Source organism: Arachnia propionica, assembly GCF_037055325.1.
Taxonomy (GTDB): Bacteria; Actinomycetota; Actinomycetes; order Propionibacteriales; family Propionibacteriaceae; genus Arachnia.
Genome location: NZ_CP146373.1, coordinates 2,987,099 through 3,002,193 on the forward strand (window position 1 = coordinate 2,987,099; position 15,095 = coordinate 3,002,193).

The following is a 15,095-nucleotide window of genomic DNA, read 5'->3' on the forward strand; positions in this document are numbered from 1 at the left end:
AGTTCACCGTGGGCGCCATCGTCTGGATCGTCGTCCCACTCATCATCGGGCTGTGGCTGAACCACCACGTCGAAGCGAATGAGTCCCCCATCCCCGCACCGACCTGCGTAACGGGCTTTTTGTAGTTGAGCGTGGTGGGTCGTTGATGCAAGGGCTCGTGGTCCTGCGCTGGAGTAGGTGGTGCGAAATGTGCTCTAGCACAAGGTCCACGCGCTGCTATCAAGCCTAGGCGCTCGCCGGGTTATGCCGCGGGAGTGATTATCACGCTGATCGGCTGTCACGTGAGCGATACGATTGACCTGCCTTCTGGTCGGCTCCGAATTTCACAGGCCTGACGGAATCCGAACTGACCGAGGTCCCGGTCGAATCCAGCACGTCTTCCTGCCACCAAGCCCGTCTCCCTACGCGTTCCGGTAGGAGTCAGGGGACGTGGTTCAGCTGCCCCTCGAGTTCCTGGATTTTCCGGCGCTGCAGTCGACGGACGCGAACGACCTGGACGATGAGGTCGACGGCCACGAACCCCACCGCGAAGGCGGCGGCCCCGAAGAAACGGGAACGCGGATACAGAAGAACGCAGATCAGGAATACCCCGATCCCCTGGAACAGATACAACTTCACCGAGGTTTTGTTCCACAGATGGCCCTTGATGGAACCATCCCAGTACTTCCAGCTCCTTCCCATCACGCGATACTACCTGCTCCGGCAGCGAGGATCGCTCCGACGGGGACCCAGAACTCCGGCCACGATCGGCCGGTCACGCGTGCAGCGCCCTTCACACGGCATTCATTTCTCAGCACCCGAGAGGAAATGATTGCGAAGCCGAATCCGAATTCCGCCCTTAGGACCGCATTGCAGTTTGCTGATTCCACATCCATGCCATGCTTCATGCAAGTCGTATGCCTTTTGTTCGTTCGTTGACGGAGGATGCCGCCCGCTGCATCTGCCGTCACTGCTTAAGTATCGCGGCGCCACAAACCGTGTGCGGCGCCGCGATACTTCTGCGCACAGGCGAGAGCGATGCCCTGCGGCACCACTCTTCACCGATGCGGACGGTTCGGATACTTGCGACGCAGTCGACGAAGATGGATTGCCCAGACGATCTGGTAGACGATACATTCCGCGACCACCATCGCAATCCCCACGATTGCGGCCCCGAGAAACCGGGCAGGCGGGAACAGGACAGCAACGACCACGAACGTCCCAATTCCTCGAAACAGGTAGGCACCCACCGACGGTGTGTATATTCGAAGATGGTCTTCGACGGAGCCATACCAGTTCTTCGTTTTCATCGTCATTGCGATCTCAAATCACCATCGGGAGCCAAAAACTACCACTGCTGCCAGAAAGCACAGGTGATCGCCGACGTTGCCAAGGTCACAGCAATTCCCCACGGATTCAGTTTGACGACCTCTTTGATACCGATCTTGGCGGCGCGTTTGGGAACTTCCTTGCCGAGGTATCGCGCGAGCGCTCCCCAGTTCCGCTGGGTGACCCATGCGCGGAGCAGCTTCCAGTCAACATCAATGAACCCGATGAAGGGGATGGCCCCCTTGACCACGCACGAGGCGTACTCCTGGACTCCTTCTGCCTCGGAGCTGTCAGACGGGCTGGCACTGCCTTTGGCCGCTTCGAAGAGGACCGACAGGTCACGGTCGGGGTACAGACGCTTGGCCGCCTCGTAGTCGATGCACACTTTGCCCTCAGCGTCTCGAATCACCACCTGACTGAACAAAATGGTTAGATTCTGTTCCAACTCCTGCACCTCGGCGTCGGTGAACTCACCGTTCCCGCCGCGGGACGCTGTTGAGACGCCGTCGTCGGCTCTAGCCTCTGTCATAGGCACCGCGAGCATGCTGCACCCCACGAGCAGCGCCAGAATGTACGTGATAATTTTCTTCATATCATCTCCTTTCCCTGAGATGTGTCTGGCGATCGCTGCCTATCTGTTCAGGCTAAATTTCGCCAGGCGAGGACACAACACCTACGCGACAAGAGTTGACGAAAGTTATCGCCGGGAAAACTTCGGTTGCGACCGTCGTACGCTGCGTATTCGCGCGCTGACCACGGTATTTGCTGATCGTTTCTCCACCAGGGAGTGCGCAGACTGGCCATTCGTCATCTCCGCTTCCGTTGGTCACTTTCTCCTGAGCATCCCAGCAATCCGCTCAGTATGCGGGGCGCCACATCAAATAGCTGACAGGATTTCCTCGGTCCCGGGGTTGGTGATGCCAAGCCTGAAGTGCTTGGCAAACCTGCGGCAGATGAGAGCTGAACCCTGGACTGGCCTCTATTCCCGCATCACCGGGGTGGTCGGGTGAATATTTCGGGGAGACCACGGCGACACCCCACCAACGAAAACCTCTATCCACACCGTTACTCGGTCAGCCTCGCCGTTCATGCGGACCATGTCAGAGGTACAAGTAAGGCAGACTGGTACACGGAGCCGAACGCAGAGGAGGGGCCGTGACGACCGTCCGCGTTGACATCGCACCCAACCTGCTGCGCTGGGCCGTGAAACGGGCGCGCTGGGATGAGGAAACTGTCCGCAAACGCGCACCCAAGCTCGACGCGTGGATCGACGGGACCGCACGCCCCACCCTCAAGCAGGTGGAGAAGTTCGCTGCCGCCACCCATGCACCCTTCGGGATGCTTTTCCTGCCCGAACCGCCGGTTGAGGACATCCCCATCCCGGACATGCGGACCATTCGCGACGCCGGGGTCCGCGAGCCGTCTGCCGACTTGCTGGAAACGATCTATCTGTGCCAGAGGCGCCAGGACTGGTACCGCGACGACGCCCTCGACTCCGGGGTGACCCCGCTCAGCTTCGTGGGTTCGACAACCCTTTCCACTCCAGCGGAGGAGGCCGCCGCTCGTATCCGTGCCGCGCTCCGTCTCGACGAGCGATCTGTGCCCAACTGGTCCGCTACGATGACAGATCTCATTGAGCGCACCGAGGCCTTGGGTGTCCTGGTCATGGTCAACGGGATCGTCGGCTCGGACACCCACCGCAAGCTCGATCCAGAAGAGTTCCGGGGGTTCGCCCTGGCCGATGACATCGCCCCGCTTGTCTTCGTCAACGGGGCGGACACCAAGGCCGCGCAGATCTTCACCCTCGTTCACGAGCTCGCCCACCTGTGGCTGGGGTGCACTGCGCTCTCCGACGCAGCTGCGGGCGCTGCGCAGGGGACGAAAGAGGAGGAGCGCTGGTGCAACCAGGTCGCTGCGGAGGTCCTGGTACCTCTCGACTCGCTCCGGTCGGAACGGCCAAGGGGCTGTGCTGAAGACGAGCTGAAGCGTCTGGCGTCCCGCTACACAGTCAGCACCCTCGTCGTGCTCGCCAGAGTCCGGGATGCCGGGTATCTCACGCGGGAAGAATACAAGACCCGATACGAGACCGAGCGCAAGCGCGTCATGGATCTCATGGATTCCCAAGAGAATCGCAGCGGGGGCGGGAACTACTACAACACCCAGCTGCGACGCCTTGGGCTCCCCTTCACCCGAGCTGTGATCTCCGCAGCCCTGGAAGGACGAACGACCTACCGGGATGCCTACCGGCTGCTCGGGACCGTTAAGCACTCGACCTTCGAGGGGCTGGCGGAAAGAGCAGGACTAACGTGAAGTACCTCGTAGACGCCAATGTCCTCATCGAGGCGAAGAACCGCTACTACGCCTTTGACATCGCTCCCGGCTTCTGGAAATGGCTCAACCAGGCGCACGCTCAAGGCACGGTATTCAGCCGGGTCAAGATTCCTGACGCCCGCCAAGGACTTGAAGTCCAATGGGTCAACACCTTTGAAATGCTACGTAACACCGGTGTCACCCTTGACCTTCCCGGCGCTGCCCACTAAGTCGAAGAGAGGAACATCGAATCAGCCAACCACCAATGCATCCACCCGGTTAGAAATGCAGCACAGCCCCACTCCCCCAGCCCACAACTCACACACCATGACGACTCAGACATCTCCCGCACCCACCAACGCCCCTGCTCCCGCCCGCAGCATTCCAGCACCCCCGGAGCCCGGCCAGGTAGTCCAGGTTCGTGTAGCACTCCATTCTCGATAAGACCGGTTTCCTCGTAGATGCCGACCCTGGCTCATCCTGACTGTTGGCCAGCCCCGCCGTCGCGTAAGCGGCTGAGGACTTCGAGATCGTGCTCATCCTCGGGACGTGGATCGTAGCCATTTCTCAATTCACGCAGCCGCTCGGCCGTGCCGACGATAACCGGCACTCCATCGATCGATCCCCTCGTGCGGGCGACGGCCGGATGTGTGAATACCGCGTCCTCAAAGCCTTGTTGGACACCATCCCCGTTGGGCTGGATGACCATGGGATGCACGTCGACCCTTCCGTGTTCGGAGGCGAGTTCGATCCGGATCGGCAGCCAGTCCGTCACCGGCTCGTAACCACGCGACGCCAGCCACTCGATCACATCGGGCACGACATTGGCGTCCACGAAGACATCAAGGTCCCCGTGCTCACGGGTTTGCCGTCCCACCAACGCATCGACGCCCCAACCGCCGTTGACCTGATAGACGATCTCTCTTTCCGTCAGCCAACCGATGATGGTCAAGACCTCGCTCGCAGGCGTGGTGGATGCATGAACCATATGAGACACCTCCCTCCCCTCGGGCTGGGATGACCCGGCCGAATTTTCCAGGCAGGTCGTCTACTGTCAACCCGCTCAACCATTGACGGCTTGGCGAATCCTCCTGGACATCCTGACATGAGACAAGGGGCCGCACACGCAGCACACCGAGAGCCAGACTGCCATTCCTCGGTCCCTCAGTGAACGAAGGGCTGCCCCTGTTCCCATGCCACCCCTGAACGGACACCGCAGCGCCCCGGATGCCTAACTTTCCGGGACGCGACCCCGCGGCCCTCGTCACAGAGCGCGCCGCCAGGTGAGTCCGGGAAACCGGGCGAATCCCCCGTCCATGGTGATGAAGGTGGCGCCGGCCTCGATGGCCATGGCCGCCAGATAGGCGTCGGGAACCACGTTGCCGCGCGCCCCGAGGTTCCGGCACAGGCTCTCGAAGATGCGCCAATGCTCCCGCCCTGGACGGATGCGGACCGCCGACGGGGCGCTCAACACCGTCTGACAGAAGTCCAGCGCCACCTGCGGCGGAGTCGGTTCGCGGTAGACCCGGTGGTTCGTCACGATTCGCAGAAAACCCGACAAGATCAGCTCGGACACCCCGAAGGGTTCGTCGGCGGTTAGCGCAGCCGTGAGCCACGCGTGGTGTTCCGCGAACCGCGGGAACTCCGGCCGGTGCGCGTAGATGAACAGGTTGACGTCAGCGAGCAGCACGATCGTCTTCGCCGAGAAGCGCTGCGAGGGCGTCCTTGTCCTCGAGGTCGACGCCCGGCTTCAACCCGCTGCCGCCGAAGGTGGGCAGGGTGACCTCACGGCGTGGCCCGGCCTGCTCAGCGAGTGAAACCCGTAGGGCGTCGGAGACCACCTCGCTCAAGGTCCTTCCCTGACGGGCCGCCCGCTCCTTGGCCCGGCGCAGCAGTTCATCGTCCAGATTCACCGTGGTGCGCATGATCACATTTTATCGTCACCTCATTGCATCAAGATGCGCGCGGGCACGGCCCGAAGAACCCCGACCGTAGGCTCATCGCCAAGAGGAAGGGCCGAGGTCCTCAAGAAAGCGACAACCCCGGCAACGCTTTGATGGCCGCGGCGGGCTTTGCCAGCTCCTTGGGTTGGGCGGCCGGCGCTGACCTCCCAGCGACCTTTCCGACGAGCCCAAAGCGCGCATCCCGAACCCGACGACCCATTGATATTGACCGCCATTATCATTTAGGATCTCGGGCAGATCACGGAAAGGAGGTGTCCCATGAACCAGGATCTGACGTTTGAGATCGTCGCGCCGCAGTGCGGCAGCGCCTCCGTGGCGCATCCAACCTGCTCGAACGCCCTCGTCGAAGACCTCTTCGGCGACGAGTGACCACGACGCGGTGAGGTGGGGGCTTCCCACCTCACCGCCCGGCTCTCAGGCACCTAGGAGTACACCATGCCGCCCTCCAGCACACTGATCGACACCACACTCGCCGACGGCGTCTGCCTGTTCCGCACCGGCGGCGGGTGGGCGCTACGCCGCCCGGACAGCCTCTTCGTCCGGCTGCACGGCGCGGCCGCCAGTGCGCTGGATCATGCCACCGAGATCGGAACCGATCCTGTGCTCGGCCCCGCCTTCGCCGAGGCCGGGTACCTTCATGAGGGTCCCGCCGCCAGCGTTCGCCCAAACCTGCGCCCCCACGGCCGGGGGGTGCTGCACGACATGGTCACCCCACTGCTCACCGCCGCGTCCACCCAAAACGGCGAGGCCCCATCCCTCCCTTGCCTACTCCTCGACGCCCCGCCCATGGCCCCAACCGAGAACTACGCCCTGACCGCCTGGGCCGAGGGCAACCGCGTTTTCGTCAGTCCGTTCGCCCCCGCGGGAGAGGCCGAGCCCTGCCTCGTCACCGATGTCATCGCCCGGCGGATCGCCGCCTCCGCCACCCCCGGCCTGCTGCGGGACCGCCTCAGCGACCCCGGACGCCGCCCACCGCTGCGGCTGAGCACGCCCGCGGCGCTGCTCATCGCCCACCTCATCGCCCGCCAGGTGCACGACGTGCCCGCCAGCCGCAGGCGGCTATACTGCCTCGACATCGCGGCTGGCCAGTGGGAACAGCACATGGTCCATCCGGTGCCGCGCCTGGCGGATTCGGGTCCGCGCACGTGAACACCATCCGGGTCACCACCAACGATGGGCTGAGCCTGCACACCGAGATCACGCTGCCCGAGCGTCTCCCCGCCCCCGCCGTGCTCATCCGCACTCCCTACGGCACCTCCGCCCACCGACAGGAGGCCACCGGCTGGGCCAAGCGAGGATATGCCGCCGTGGTCCAAGACGTGCGTGGGCGGTACCGCTCCGCCGGTTCCTGGGTGCCCTACACCCACGAAGGCGGGGACGGCGCGGCCACCATCGCCGCCGTCGCCGCCAGCGAGTGGTGCGACGGCCGAGTCGTGTGCCTGGGCTCCTCCTACAGCGCCCACTGCGCGCTGGTCGCGGCCGCCGCCAGCCCCGGCCCGGTGGCTGCCATCGTGGTGGCCGTTCCCGCCCTGTCGCCGCGCCGGGTGGCCCGCGACCGCAACGGGGCTCCCCGCTTCTACGGTCACTCCTGGTGGTGGTTCCAGCACGGGCAGGGACGCACATCCTCGTCCTGTCCCATCCACGACGCCTCGCCGGACGAACCAGGAGCGCTGAGCATCCTCCCGGCGATCGGCCTGCCCAGCGCGGCCGGGGTGGCAGCCGCGGGCTGGAGCTTGCCCTGGCTGCGCGATGGGCTGCCCGATTCCTCCCCCACCCCCCTCGACGCTCCGCCGCCCACGGGGAGCCCGCCAGCCCCGCTCCTGGTGCTCGCCGGGCTGCACGACGTGTTCCGCGACGACGCCCTCGACCTCGCCGACGGCTGGCCGGTGCGGGCCGACGTGGTGGTCGGCGCCTGGCAGCACGACCTCGGCCTGGTGCACCGCAACGGCGACGCGGCGCTGCGGCGCCATCAGGCCCACCGCATCAAACCTGGGGTATTCATCGCCGACTGGCTGGAGCGGACGCTCCGCGATCCCGACGCCACCACACCCGGCAGCAGGCACTTCGCCCTGGAGGGAACCGGGATCTGGGCGCGTCCGGCCCCGGCCCGGCCCCAGCTGTCCTGCCCGTTGTCGGCGGCCCGGACCCGGTTCGTCGCCGATCCGTGTCACCCGCACCCGTCCGCCCTGGGACCGGTGGATGTGCGCGACATCTCCCGCAGGGAGGACCTGGCCCGCTTCGTCTCGGACCCGGTGCGCATCGCCACGGACGTGGTGGGACGCATGGTCGTGCGGCTGTCCGGGCTGGCGGCGCACACCCTCGATGGAGAAGCGGTCCGTGGTCCGCTGGACTGGTGCGTCCGCGTCGCGCTGCGTCCGGCCCCGGCCGACCGCGGCCACACCGGGGCCGGTCTGCTCCAGCTGGGCCACGCACTCGTGCGCACCCCGGACTCCCGCGCCCGGGTCGAGTTGCCGCTGGTCGCGCGGCGCCTGCACCCCGGTGCGCGGATCGAGGTGCACGTCTCGGCCCACCAGTTTCCCCTCTACGCCCGCGACCCCCAGGACGGCACCGAGCCCCTCACCGCCACCCGTCTGCGGCCCGCGCGGCGCCAGGTGCTTCGGGCAAATGTCGAACTGCCCCTGGCGGAGCTGGCGCCCGACCCCACCGAACCCAAGGAGGCGCTTCGATGACCCCCAGCCTGCGCTACCCGTTCGCCTCCGATGAGCGACCCCAGCCAGACCTCGGCGCCGCACTCGACCCGCTGTGCGGCATCATCACGGCGCTGCGTTCCCCCGATATCCCTGGCGGGGCACCGGAGGATTTCCTCTGCGTCGTCGCCGAGGTCGCCGACACCCGCCGCTACGGCGGCTGGTACGCCGACCGGATCGCCGCCGGGACGGCCTTCGGCGACCCGGGCCGGGCCCGCAACGCCGCGATCGGGGAGGCCTTCGAACGCTACTGCGGCAACTTCCTGCCCCCGCTCACCGCCCCCACCAGCCACGCGGCCCTCGTCTCCCGAGGCAAGGCCGCGCTCGGCCCGGACGACCTGCCGAGGTGGTCGGACGAGCAGCTCAGCAGGCCAGGTTTCGCCTACCGCGAGTTCACCGGCGACACCGAGGTCGAGTGGGTCGCGGGCGTGGGCGCCAACGGCGCCGAAACCTGGGCGCCCGCGTCCTGGGTCTACCTCAACTATCATCACGGGCCCCGCCGTCAACTGCCCCGGATCAACCACCTGAACTATTCGGGGATCGCGACCGGCAGCTCCCCCGCCGATGCGGCGCGGCGCGCGCTCGCCGAACTGGTCGAACGGGATGCCATGGTCACCTGGTGGTACTCGGGCGCCGGGGCCGTCGGGCTGGACCAGGAGACGATTCCCGGTTTCAGGCAGCGGTGGCAGGGCGGCCCTCTCCTCGTCGATCTCGTCGTCGTGCCGACCGACCTTCCCCTCATCGTGGTCGGGGCCTACGTGTTCGACGAACGCACCGGGGTGCCCGCGTCGGGTTTCGCTGCGGCCCCGGACGCCGCCAGCGCGGCCGAGAAGGCCAGCCAGGAGGCGCTCCAGGTCTGGATCGCCTCGTCCGGGCTGCTGCGCCCCGACGGGTCCAGCTGGCGGGCGATCGCCGAGGGCATCCTGGCCCGCCGGGTCTACTTCCCCTATCGGGAGAACCGGGCCTACCTCGACGACGCCGGTGACGGCTTCCGCCACGTGAAGGACCTCGCGTCCCAGACCCAGCTCTGGCTCGACCCGCGGATGCTGGCCCACGCCCACCGGTTCACCTCCCCCACGGCCATGGTCTCGGCGGACGAACTGGGCACCGGGAGCATCGACGAGGTGGTCGCGGCCCTCACCGGGCGAGGCCACCCGCCGGTCGCCTTCGACCTGACCACGCCCGATGTGGCCGAGATCGGCGCCGCGACCGTGCGGGTGCTGGCCCCCGGCCTGCAACCGAACGCCCCCGCCGGATACCAGTACCTCGGCACCGCCCGCCTGCACCAGCGCAAACAGGACCTGGCCCCCGGCGCCACCCCGGTCCTGGCCCCACCCCCACACAACTAGGGAAAGACGAGATGCCGCACACCACCGACGCCTTGGAGCGCGCCGACCTGCTGGCGGGCCTGAACCCGCTGCCGCTCCCCCACGCCCTGCTCGACGTCCTGCGGGCGGGGCTCGGCAGCGACCCGGACCGCCCCGACGCCCGCCTGCGCAGGGTGCCGTCGGCGGGTGCCCTGCACCCGGTGCAGGTCTACCTCGACCAGCACCGGGACGGGCGGGCCGAGACCGTGCGCTGGTATCCCCACGGCGGGCTGGTTCCGCTGTCGACCCGCCAGGCCACGCCCCCCGAACGGGTCGACATCGTCCTGGTTGCCGCCCCGGCCCGCACCATCGCCAAGTACGGTGACCGCGCTCTGACCCCCGTGGTACTGGACACCGGTTACGCCTTCAGCGCGCTGCTGCACGCCGCGGCCGCCCACGGTCTCGAGTTGTCCCCAGCCCCCGGCTTCCGGGCCCCGGACGACGGCGGTGCCGCGCTGGCAGCGCTCCGCGTCGGCGCTCCGGCCCACCAGCCGTTCCCCTCCGGTCGTCCCGAACCGGCCGGGGCACGGCCCGGTGGCCTCGTCGAGGCGGCGCTGCACGAGCTGGCGCGGCACCCGATCACCTCTCCGCTGCCGACCTCCGAGGTGTCCCGCGAGGCCATCGCCACCCGGCGCAGCGCCCCGCTGGAGAAGCTGGCTTCCGGCTTCGACCTAGGTGCCACCCTGTCCTTCTTCCAGGACGGGCTGCCGCGGCAGTTTCATTCCGGGGTCACGGCCCACGTCGCCACCGCGAAGGGGGTGTTCACGTGGTGCGAGGGCCACTGGAAACGGGTGAGCCATCGCGACGAACGCCCCGGGCTCGCCGCACGCGCTGCCCATCAGCGGCAGCTGGCCGACGTCGCTGCGCTGGTTCTCTTCACCGCACCCCCGGCCGCCGGGCTGGGCGGTGCAAACTATCTGGCCTCCCGCTTCGCCATCGCCCACGCGGGCTATTCGCTGTGCGTCCGCGCGGCCGGGTGGGGCCTGGGAGCCCGCCCGATCGGGGGGTGGAGCGGCCCGCCCGCCCCGGGAACCTGGGACGGCGGCGAGGCGATCGTCCACGCCGTCGCCCTCGGTGAGACAGGGACGGAGCCTGCCCGATGATCCCTCGCCGCCTGCTGGTGCTGACCCTGCGGGTCAAGTGGCACGTCCTGGCGTCCATCGTGGCGATCCTGGCCGTCACCTCGACCTACCTGGCCACGGCCCTGGCGACCGCGACCGCCCTCGGCGCCCTCACCAGGGGCGAGGCGTCCGAGACCCTGGCGTGGATCGCCATCGTGGCCGCGACCGTGCTGGCCCGGGCCGTGCTGATCCCCTTCCGCACCGCGATCACCACGTCCGCGGGACTGGCGGTGCGTCGCATCCTGCGGGACGACCTGCTGCACCACGTCATGGCCCTCGGGCCGGAGTGGGCCTCGAAGAGCCGCCTCGGGGCGGCCCAGGCCACCATCGTGGAGGGCGTGGACGGGCTGGACCCCTATTACAGCGAGTACCTGCCGCAGCTGGCGGTCACCGTGACCCTGCCCGCCGGGATCGTCGCCGGCGTCTGGCTGCTCCACCCGCCCTCGGCCGTCTTCCTCGCCTGCTGCCTGCTGGTGACCCTGATCGTCCCCCGGTTCAAGGACGCGGCGATGCTGCGCCAGGGCAGCGAACGGTGGCGCGCCTACGTCGAACTCAGCGCGGACTACCTGGAGGCCATGCGGGGCATCCCGACACTGCGCACCTTCGGAGCCGCCGAACGCCGCCGGGACCTGCTGGAGACCCGCAGCACCGGGGTTTACCGGGCCACGATGCGTCCGCTGCGCACCTCGTTGCTGGAGAACGGGATCACGGTCGGGTTCACGCTCTTCGGCACCTTCGGCGCGGTCTTCCTGGCCACGCTCGCCGCGACCCGCGCCCAACTGCCCGGCACCCACGTCCTGTACGTGCTGATGCTCTCGGTGGAGTGTTTCCGTCCGGTGCGGGACCTGGCGAAGGCCTGGCACGCGGGTTACCTGGGGCTCACCGCCTCCGACGGGGTGGACGCGATCCTGCGCGCGAGGCCGGCGGTCGCCGACACCGGCACCGGGACGCTCGCCCTCGGCGGGGCCGCCGAGGTGTCGGTGCACGAGGTCGCCTACACCTATCCCGCGGCCGCCCGGCCCGCGCTCGACCAGGTGTCGGCGCGGATCCCGGCCGGGCAGCTGACCGCCGTCGTCGGGGCATCCGGCGCGGGCAAATCGACCTTCGCCGCGCTGATCTCGCGTCGCCTCGACCCGGATTCGGGACGGGTCGAGATCGGCAGCACCGACCTGCGCCGGCTGAGCCTGGCATCCCTGCGGGCGAACCTGGCCGTGGTCGGGCAGCGCACCCGGCTGTTCCACGACACGGTCGCGGCCAATGTCCGTCTCGGCGCCCCCGAAGCCACCGACGACGAGGTCCGTGCGGCGCTGGCCGAGGCCGACGCGCTCGGTTTCGTGGAGGAGCTGCCCGAGGGCATCCACACCATGTTGTCGGAGGACGCCACGACGCTGTCCGGCGGTCAGCGGCAGCGCCTCGCCCTCGCCCGGGCGCTGATCCGCCGCACCCCGGTGCTGCTGCTGGACGAGCCGACCTCGAACGTCGACCGGCACTCCGACGCCCACATCATGGGCACCCTGAGGTCGCTGACGCCCCGCCACACGATCGTCGTCATCGCCCACCGCCTGGAGAGCATCATGTCGGCCGACCAGGTGATCGTCTTCGACTCCGGCCGGATCGTGGAGCAGGGCGAGCCCGGGGCGCTCGTCTCCTCCGGTGGGGCCCTGGCGGCCCTGCTGCGGGACGAACGCACCCGCCGGAGGCCGGCTGCCGAACCCCAGGAGGTGTCTCGTGCGTGGTGATCTCGCCAGCGACGTCACGGCCCTGAGGCGGCTCTGGCCCGCCATCCGGGCCTACCGCGGCCGTTTCGTCCAGACCGTGCTGGCCAGCCTGGCGGTCCAGGTCGGCACGGTCGGCGCGGCCGTCGCCTCCGCCTGGCTCGCGGGTCTCGCCCTCGTCACGCTGGATCCGGGCTGGCCCACCGGAGGAGACGCGGTCCTCAGCGGGCTGGCGCTGCTGCTCGTGGCCGCCGCGGCGGCGGGCACCTGGGCCGAGATGTATGTCGCCCACGACCTGGCCTACCTCGTGCTGGCGGCCTTCCGCGTCCGGCTGTTCGACCGGTTGCGGCGCACCCAGCCGTCGAGGTCGGATCCCCGGCGCAGCGGGGACCTGTCGGCCACGGCCATGTCCGACGTGGAGAGCCTGGAGTGGATCTACGCCCACGTGTTCGCCCAGGTCGGGACGGCGGCCGTCACGATCCTCGGCGGCACCGTCGCGCTGGCCCTCATCGATCCGGTGGTGCTGGCGGTGCTGGTCCCGGCCACGGTGCTGCTGCTGTCGGTGCCGTGGTGGTTCGCCAGGCGGGCCACCGCGCACGGCGCCGAGTTGCGTCGCGCCAGCGCCAGCTACACCTCCGACATCATCGACACGGTGCAGGGGCTTTCCGAGATCGCCGAGGCCGGGGCGATGCCGCGCCGCCGGGCCCAGCTGGACGCGTCCTGGCAGCGGGTGGAACGGGCCGGGGTGCGCAACGCGCTGCGCGGGTCGGTGGAGGCCGCCTCCGGTGACCTGCTGGTGAGCCTGGCCGCGATCGGCGCCCTGTTCATCGTGTCCCTGCACGTCCACGCCGGGCAGATCCCCGTCTCGTCCGCCCCCATCGTGGTGGCGCTGATCGGGGCGGTGCTGGCCCCGACGGCCACGGTCGCGTCCACGCTGAAGGAGCTGGGCGGTCTGCGGGCCGCGGCATCCCGCCTGTTCGGGCTGCTGGACGCCCCGGATGCGACCGAACCGGCGGCCCACCCGGTCTCCCCGCAACCGACCGACGAGGTGTTGCGGATCTCGTCGCTGTGGTTCGGCTACGACCCCGGACGTCCGGTGCTGCGCGAGCTCGATTTCGCTCTCCGCCGCGGCGAGGTGGTCGCGGTCGTCGGCGCCTCCGGGGCGGGCAAGAGCACCCTCATCAACCTGATCCGCCGGTTCTGGGACCCCGACCAGGGAAGCATCAGGATGCTAGGCACCGACATCCGCGACCTCGCCGACGCCGACCTGCGGCGCCACACCGCGATCGTGGAACAGGACGTGCGGGTCTTCGCCGGGTCGCTGCGCGACAACCTCACCCTGGGCCGGCCCGGGGCGGCTCCGGAGGTCATCGCCACGGCCGTCGAGGACGCCCAGCTCGGCGCCCTGGTCGCGGGACTACCGGCCGGGCTGGATTCCCCCGTCGGGGAGCGCGGGACCGGGCTGTCCGGCGGCGAGGCGGCCCGGCTGGCCCTGGCTCGCGCGCTGGTCATGGAACCCGACCTCTTGGTGCTGGACGAGGCCACCGCCAACCTGGACGCGAGCATCGAACTCGAACTGCACCGGGCGCTGACCCGCACCGCTGCCGGGCGGGCCACCCTGATCGTGGCCCACCGCCGCTCCACCGTGGAACGCGCCGACCGGGTAATCGTGCTAGAGGACGGCCGGATCATCGCCGACACCACGCCCGATGGGCTCGCGGCCTCCGGCACCTGGTGGAACGCCCTGCCCGGCCAGGCCAAACAGGCGCGCCCGGGCGAGGACGAGATGCTAGGTGGCGGCGAACTGGGGCGTAGCCGTTAGGGGAGCCGCTCCCGCGGGGAGTCGATGTGCACCACCAGCCGCCCGGTGTGCTCGTCGGTGCCGACGCGACCGGTGACGGCGAAGACCTCCTCCAGCAGCTGCGGGGTCACCACGGCGGCCGGGTCGCCGTCGGCGACGATGCGTCCCCGGCTCAGGGCGACCACCCGGTCGGCGTAGCGGGCGGCGTGTTCCAGGTCGTGCAGCACCGAGACCACCGTCAGACCGCGGGCGCGTCGCAGCCGCGCTATGAGGTCCAGCACCTCCAGCTGATGGCAGATGTCGAGGAAGGTCGTCGGTTCGTCCAGCAGCAGGATCGAGGCGTCCTGGGCCAGGGACAGGGCCAGCCGGACCCGTTGGCGTTCGCCGCCGGACAGGCTGTCGACCATCCGGTCGCCGAGGTGGGTCGTGCCGGTCTCGGCCAGCGCGACGGCGCAGTGCTCGTCGAAGGGATCGCGCAGCATCGCCCACATGGATCGCTGCGGAAACCTGCCGTGGGCCACCAGCTGGCGCACCGTCATGCCCGGGACGCGGGGCAGCTGCTGGGGCAGCAACGCCACCCGCTGGGCGACGAGACGCCGCGGCGTGGACGCGATGCTGGTCCCGTCCAGCAGCGACTCGCCCTGGATCCGCAGCTCCCCCGACAGGGCGCGCAGCAGCGTCGATTTTCCGCAGCCGTTCGCCCCGACCAGGGCAACCCACTCCCCCCGGCCGATCTTGAGGTCGAGGTGATCGAGGACGAGCCGGTCCCCGAACTGGACGCAGGCTCGACGCAGTTCCATC

15 protein-coding genes are annotated in these 15,095 nt (G+C 68.8%); 8 read left to right on the plus strand and 7 right to left on the minus strand.

Translation table 11 applies throughout. The features are described from left to right. Nucleotides 1-420: 420 nt before the first annotated feature. The 3 genes from V7R84_RS13800 to V7R84_RS13810 all read right to left on the minus strand — a co-directional run bounded on the left by V7R84_RS13800 (nt 421) and on the right by V7R84_RS13810 (nt 1,900). Nucleotides 421-681 carry a hypothetical protein gene (locus V7R84_RS13800; RefSeq protein ID WP_338570010.1) on the minus strand — a complete coding sequence of 87 codons (261 nt, stop codon included), beginning with the start codon at nt 679-681 and terminating at the stop codon, nt 421-423. 356 nt (nt 682-1,037) lie between these two features. After that, on the minus strand, nt 1,038-1,295 hold the full coding sequence (locus V7R84_RS13805) for a hypothetical protein (RefSeq protein WP_338570012.1): 258 nt from the start codon (nt 1,293-1,295) through the stop codon (nt 1,038-1,040). 32 nt (nt 1,296-1,327) lie between these two features. Then, nucleotides 1,328-1,900 carry a hypothetical protein gene (locus V7R84_RS13810; RefSeq protein ID WP_338570014.1) on the minus strand — a complete coding sequence of 191 codons (573 nt, stop codon included), beginning with the start codon at nt 1,898-1,900 and terminating at the stop codon, nt 1,328-1,330. Nucleotides 1,901-2,463: 563 nt separating this feature from the next. Between V7R84_RS13810 and V7R84_RS13815 the strand changes: the two genes are divergently transcribed. Both V7R84_RS13815 and V7R84_RS13820 read left to right on the plus strand, forming a co-directional pair. Beyond that, a complete protein-coding gene (locus tag V7R84_RS13815; protein ID WP_338570016.1) occupies nt 2,464-3,618 on the plus strand; it encodes an ImmA/IrrE family metallo-endopeptidase in 1,155 nt (384 codons plus the stop codon). After that, a complete protein-coding gene (locus tag V7R84_RS13820; RefSeq protein ID WP_338570018.1) occupies nt 3,615-3,848 on the plus strand; it encodes a DUF4411 family protein in 234 nt (77 codons plus the stop codon). The genes V7R84_RS13815 and V7R84_RS13820 overlap by 4 nt, the downstream gene beginning before the upstream one ends. Before the next feature lie 245 nt (nt 3,849-4,093). On the opposite strand, the gene V7R84_RS13825 is transcribed toward V7R84_RS13820, so the two are convergent. From V7R84_RS13825 to V7R84_RS13835, 3 genes are all read right to left on the minus strand, one after another. After that, the gene (locus V7R84_RS13825; protein ID WP_338570021.1) at nt 4,094-4,570 is read right to left on the minus strand and encodes a nucleotidyltransferase domain-containing protein; all 477 of its coding nucleotides are present in this window, start codon (nt 4,568-4,570) and stop codon (nt 4,094-4,096) included. Between the two features lie 312 nt (nt 4,571-4,882). Further along, complete coding sequence (locus V7R84_RS13830; protein WP_338570023.1) at nt 4,883-5,308, minus strand: type II toxin-antitoxin system VapC family toxin; 426 nt, start codon at nt 5,306-5,308, stop codon at nt 4,883-4,885. Then, complete coding sequence (locus tag V7R84_RS13835) at nt 5,295-5,543, minus strand: type II toxin-antitoxin system VapB family antitoxin (RefSeq protein ID WP_073970044.1); 249 nt, start codon at nt 5,541-5,543, stop codon at nt 5,295-5,297. Before V7R84_RS13835 ends, V7R84_RS13830 begins: the two co-directional genes overlap by 14 nt. A 474-nt stretch (nt 5,544-6,017) precedes the next feature. Here V7R84_RS13835 and V7R84_RS13840 point away from each other — a divergent pair, with 474 nt between their 5' ends. Genes V7R84_RS13840 through V7R84_RS13865 form a run of 6 tightly spaced genes read left to right on the plus strand, consistent with a single transcriptional unit; the run spans nt 6,018 to nt 14,315 of the window. Beyond that, nucleotides 6,018-6,731 carry a hypothetical protein gene (locus tag V7R84_RS13840; protein ID WP_338570027.1) on the plus strand — a complete coding sequence of 238 codons (714 nt, stop codon included), beginning with the start codon at nt 6,018-6,020 and terminating at the stop codon, nt 6,729-6,731. Next, on the plus strand, nt 6,728-8,272 hold the full coding sequence (locus tag V7R84_RS13845) for a CocE/NonD family hydrolase (RefSeq protein ID WP_338570029.1): 1,545 nt from the start codon (nt 6,728-6,730) through the stop codon (nt 8,270-8,272). Before V7R84_RS13840 ends, V7R84_RS13845 begins: the two co-directional genes overlap by 4 nt. After that, on the plus strand, nt 8,269-9,639 hold the full coding sequence (locus V7R84_RS13850; protein WP_338570031.1) for a YcaO-like family protein: 1,371 nt from the start codon (nt 8,269-8,271) through the stop codon (nt 9,637-9,639). The genes V7R84_RS13845 and V7R84_RS13850 overlap by 4 nt, the downstream gene beginning before the upstream one ends. A gap of 11 nt (nt 9,640-9,650) precedes the next feature. Beyond that, complete coding sequence (locus V7R84_RS13855) at nt 9,651-10,760, plus strand: hypothetical protein (RefSeq protein ID WP_338570032.1); 1,110 nt, start codon at nt 9,651-9,653, stop codon at nt 10,758-10,760. Then, complete coding sequence (locus V7R84_RS13860) at nt 10,757-12,517, plus strand: ABC transporter ATP-binding protein/permease (protein ID WP_338570034.1); 1,761 nt, start codon at nt 10,757-10,759, stop codon at nt 12,515-12,517. The genes V7R84_RS13855 and V7R84_RS13860 overlap by 4 nt, the downstream gene beginning before the upstream one ends. Further along, on the plus strand, nt 12,507-14,315 hold the full coding sequence (locus tag V7R84_RS13865) for an ABC transporter ATP-binding protein (protein ID WP_338570036.1): 1,809 nt from the start codon (nt 12,507-12,509) through the stop codon (nt 14,313-14,315). Before V7R84_RS13860 ends, V7R84_RS13865 begins: the two co-directional genes overlap by 11 nt. Here the strand turns inward: V7R84_RS13865 and V7R84_RS13870 are convergent. Beyond that, nucleotides 14,312-15,094, minus strand: coding sequence for an ABC transporter ATP-binding protein (locus V7R84_RS13870; protein WP_338573918.1), 783 nt, complete (start codon nt 15,092-15,094; stop codon nt 14,312-14,314). The two genes, V7R84_RS13865 and V7R84_RS13870, sit on opposite strands and share 4 nt — an antisense overlap. Nucleotide 15,095: the final 1 nt, after the last annotated feature.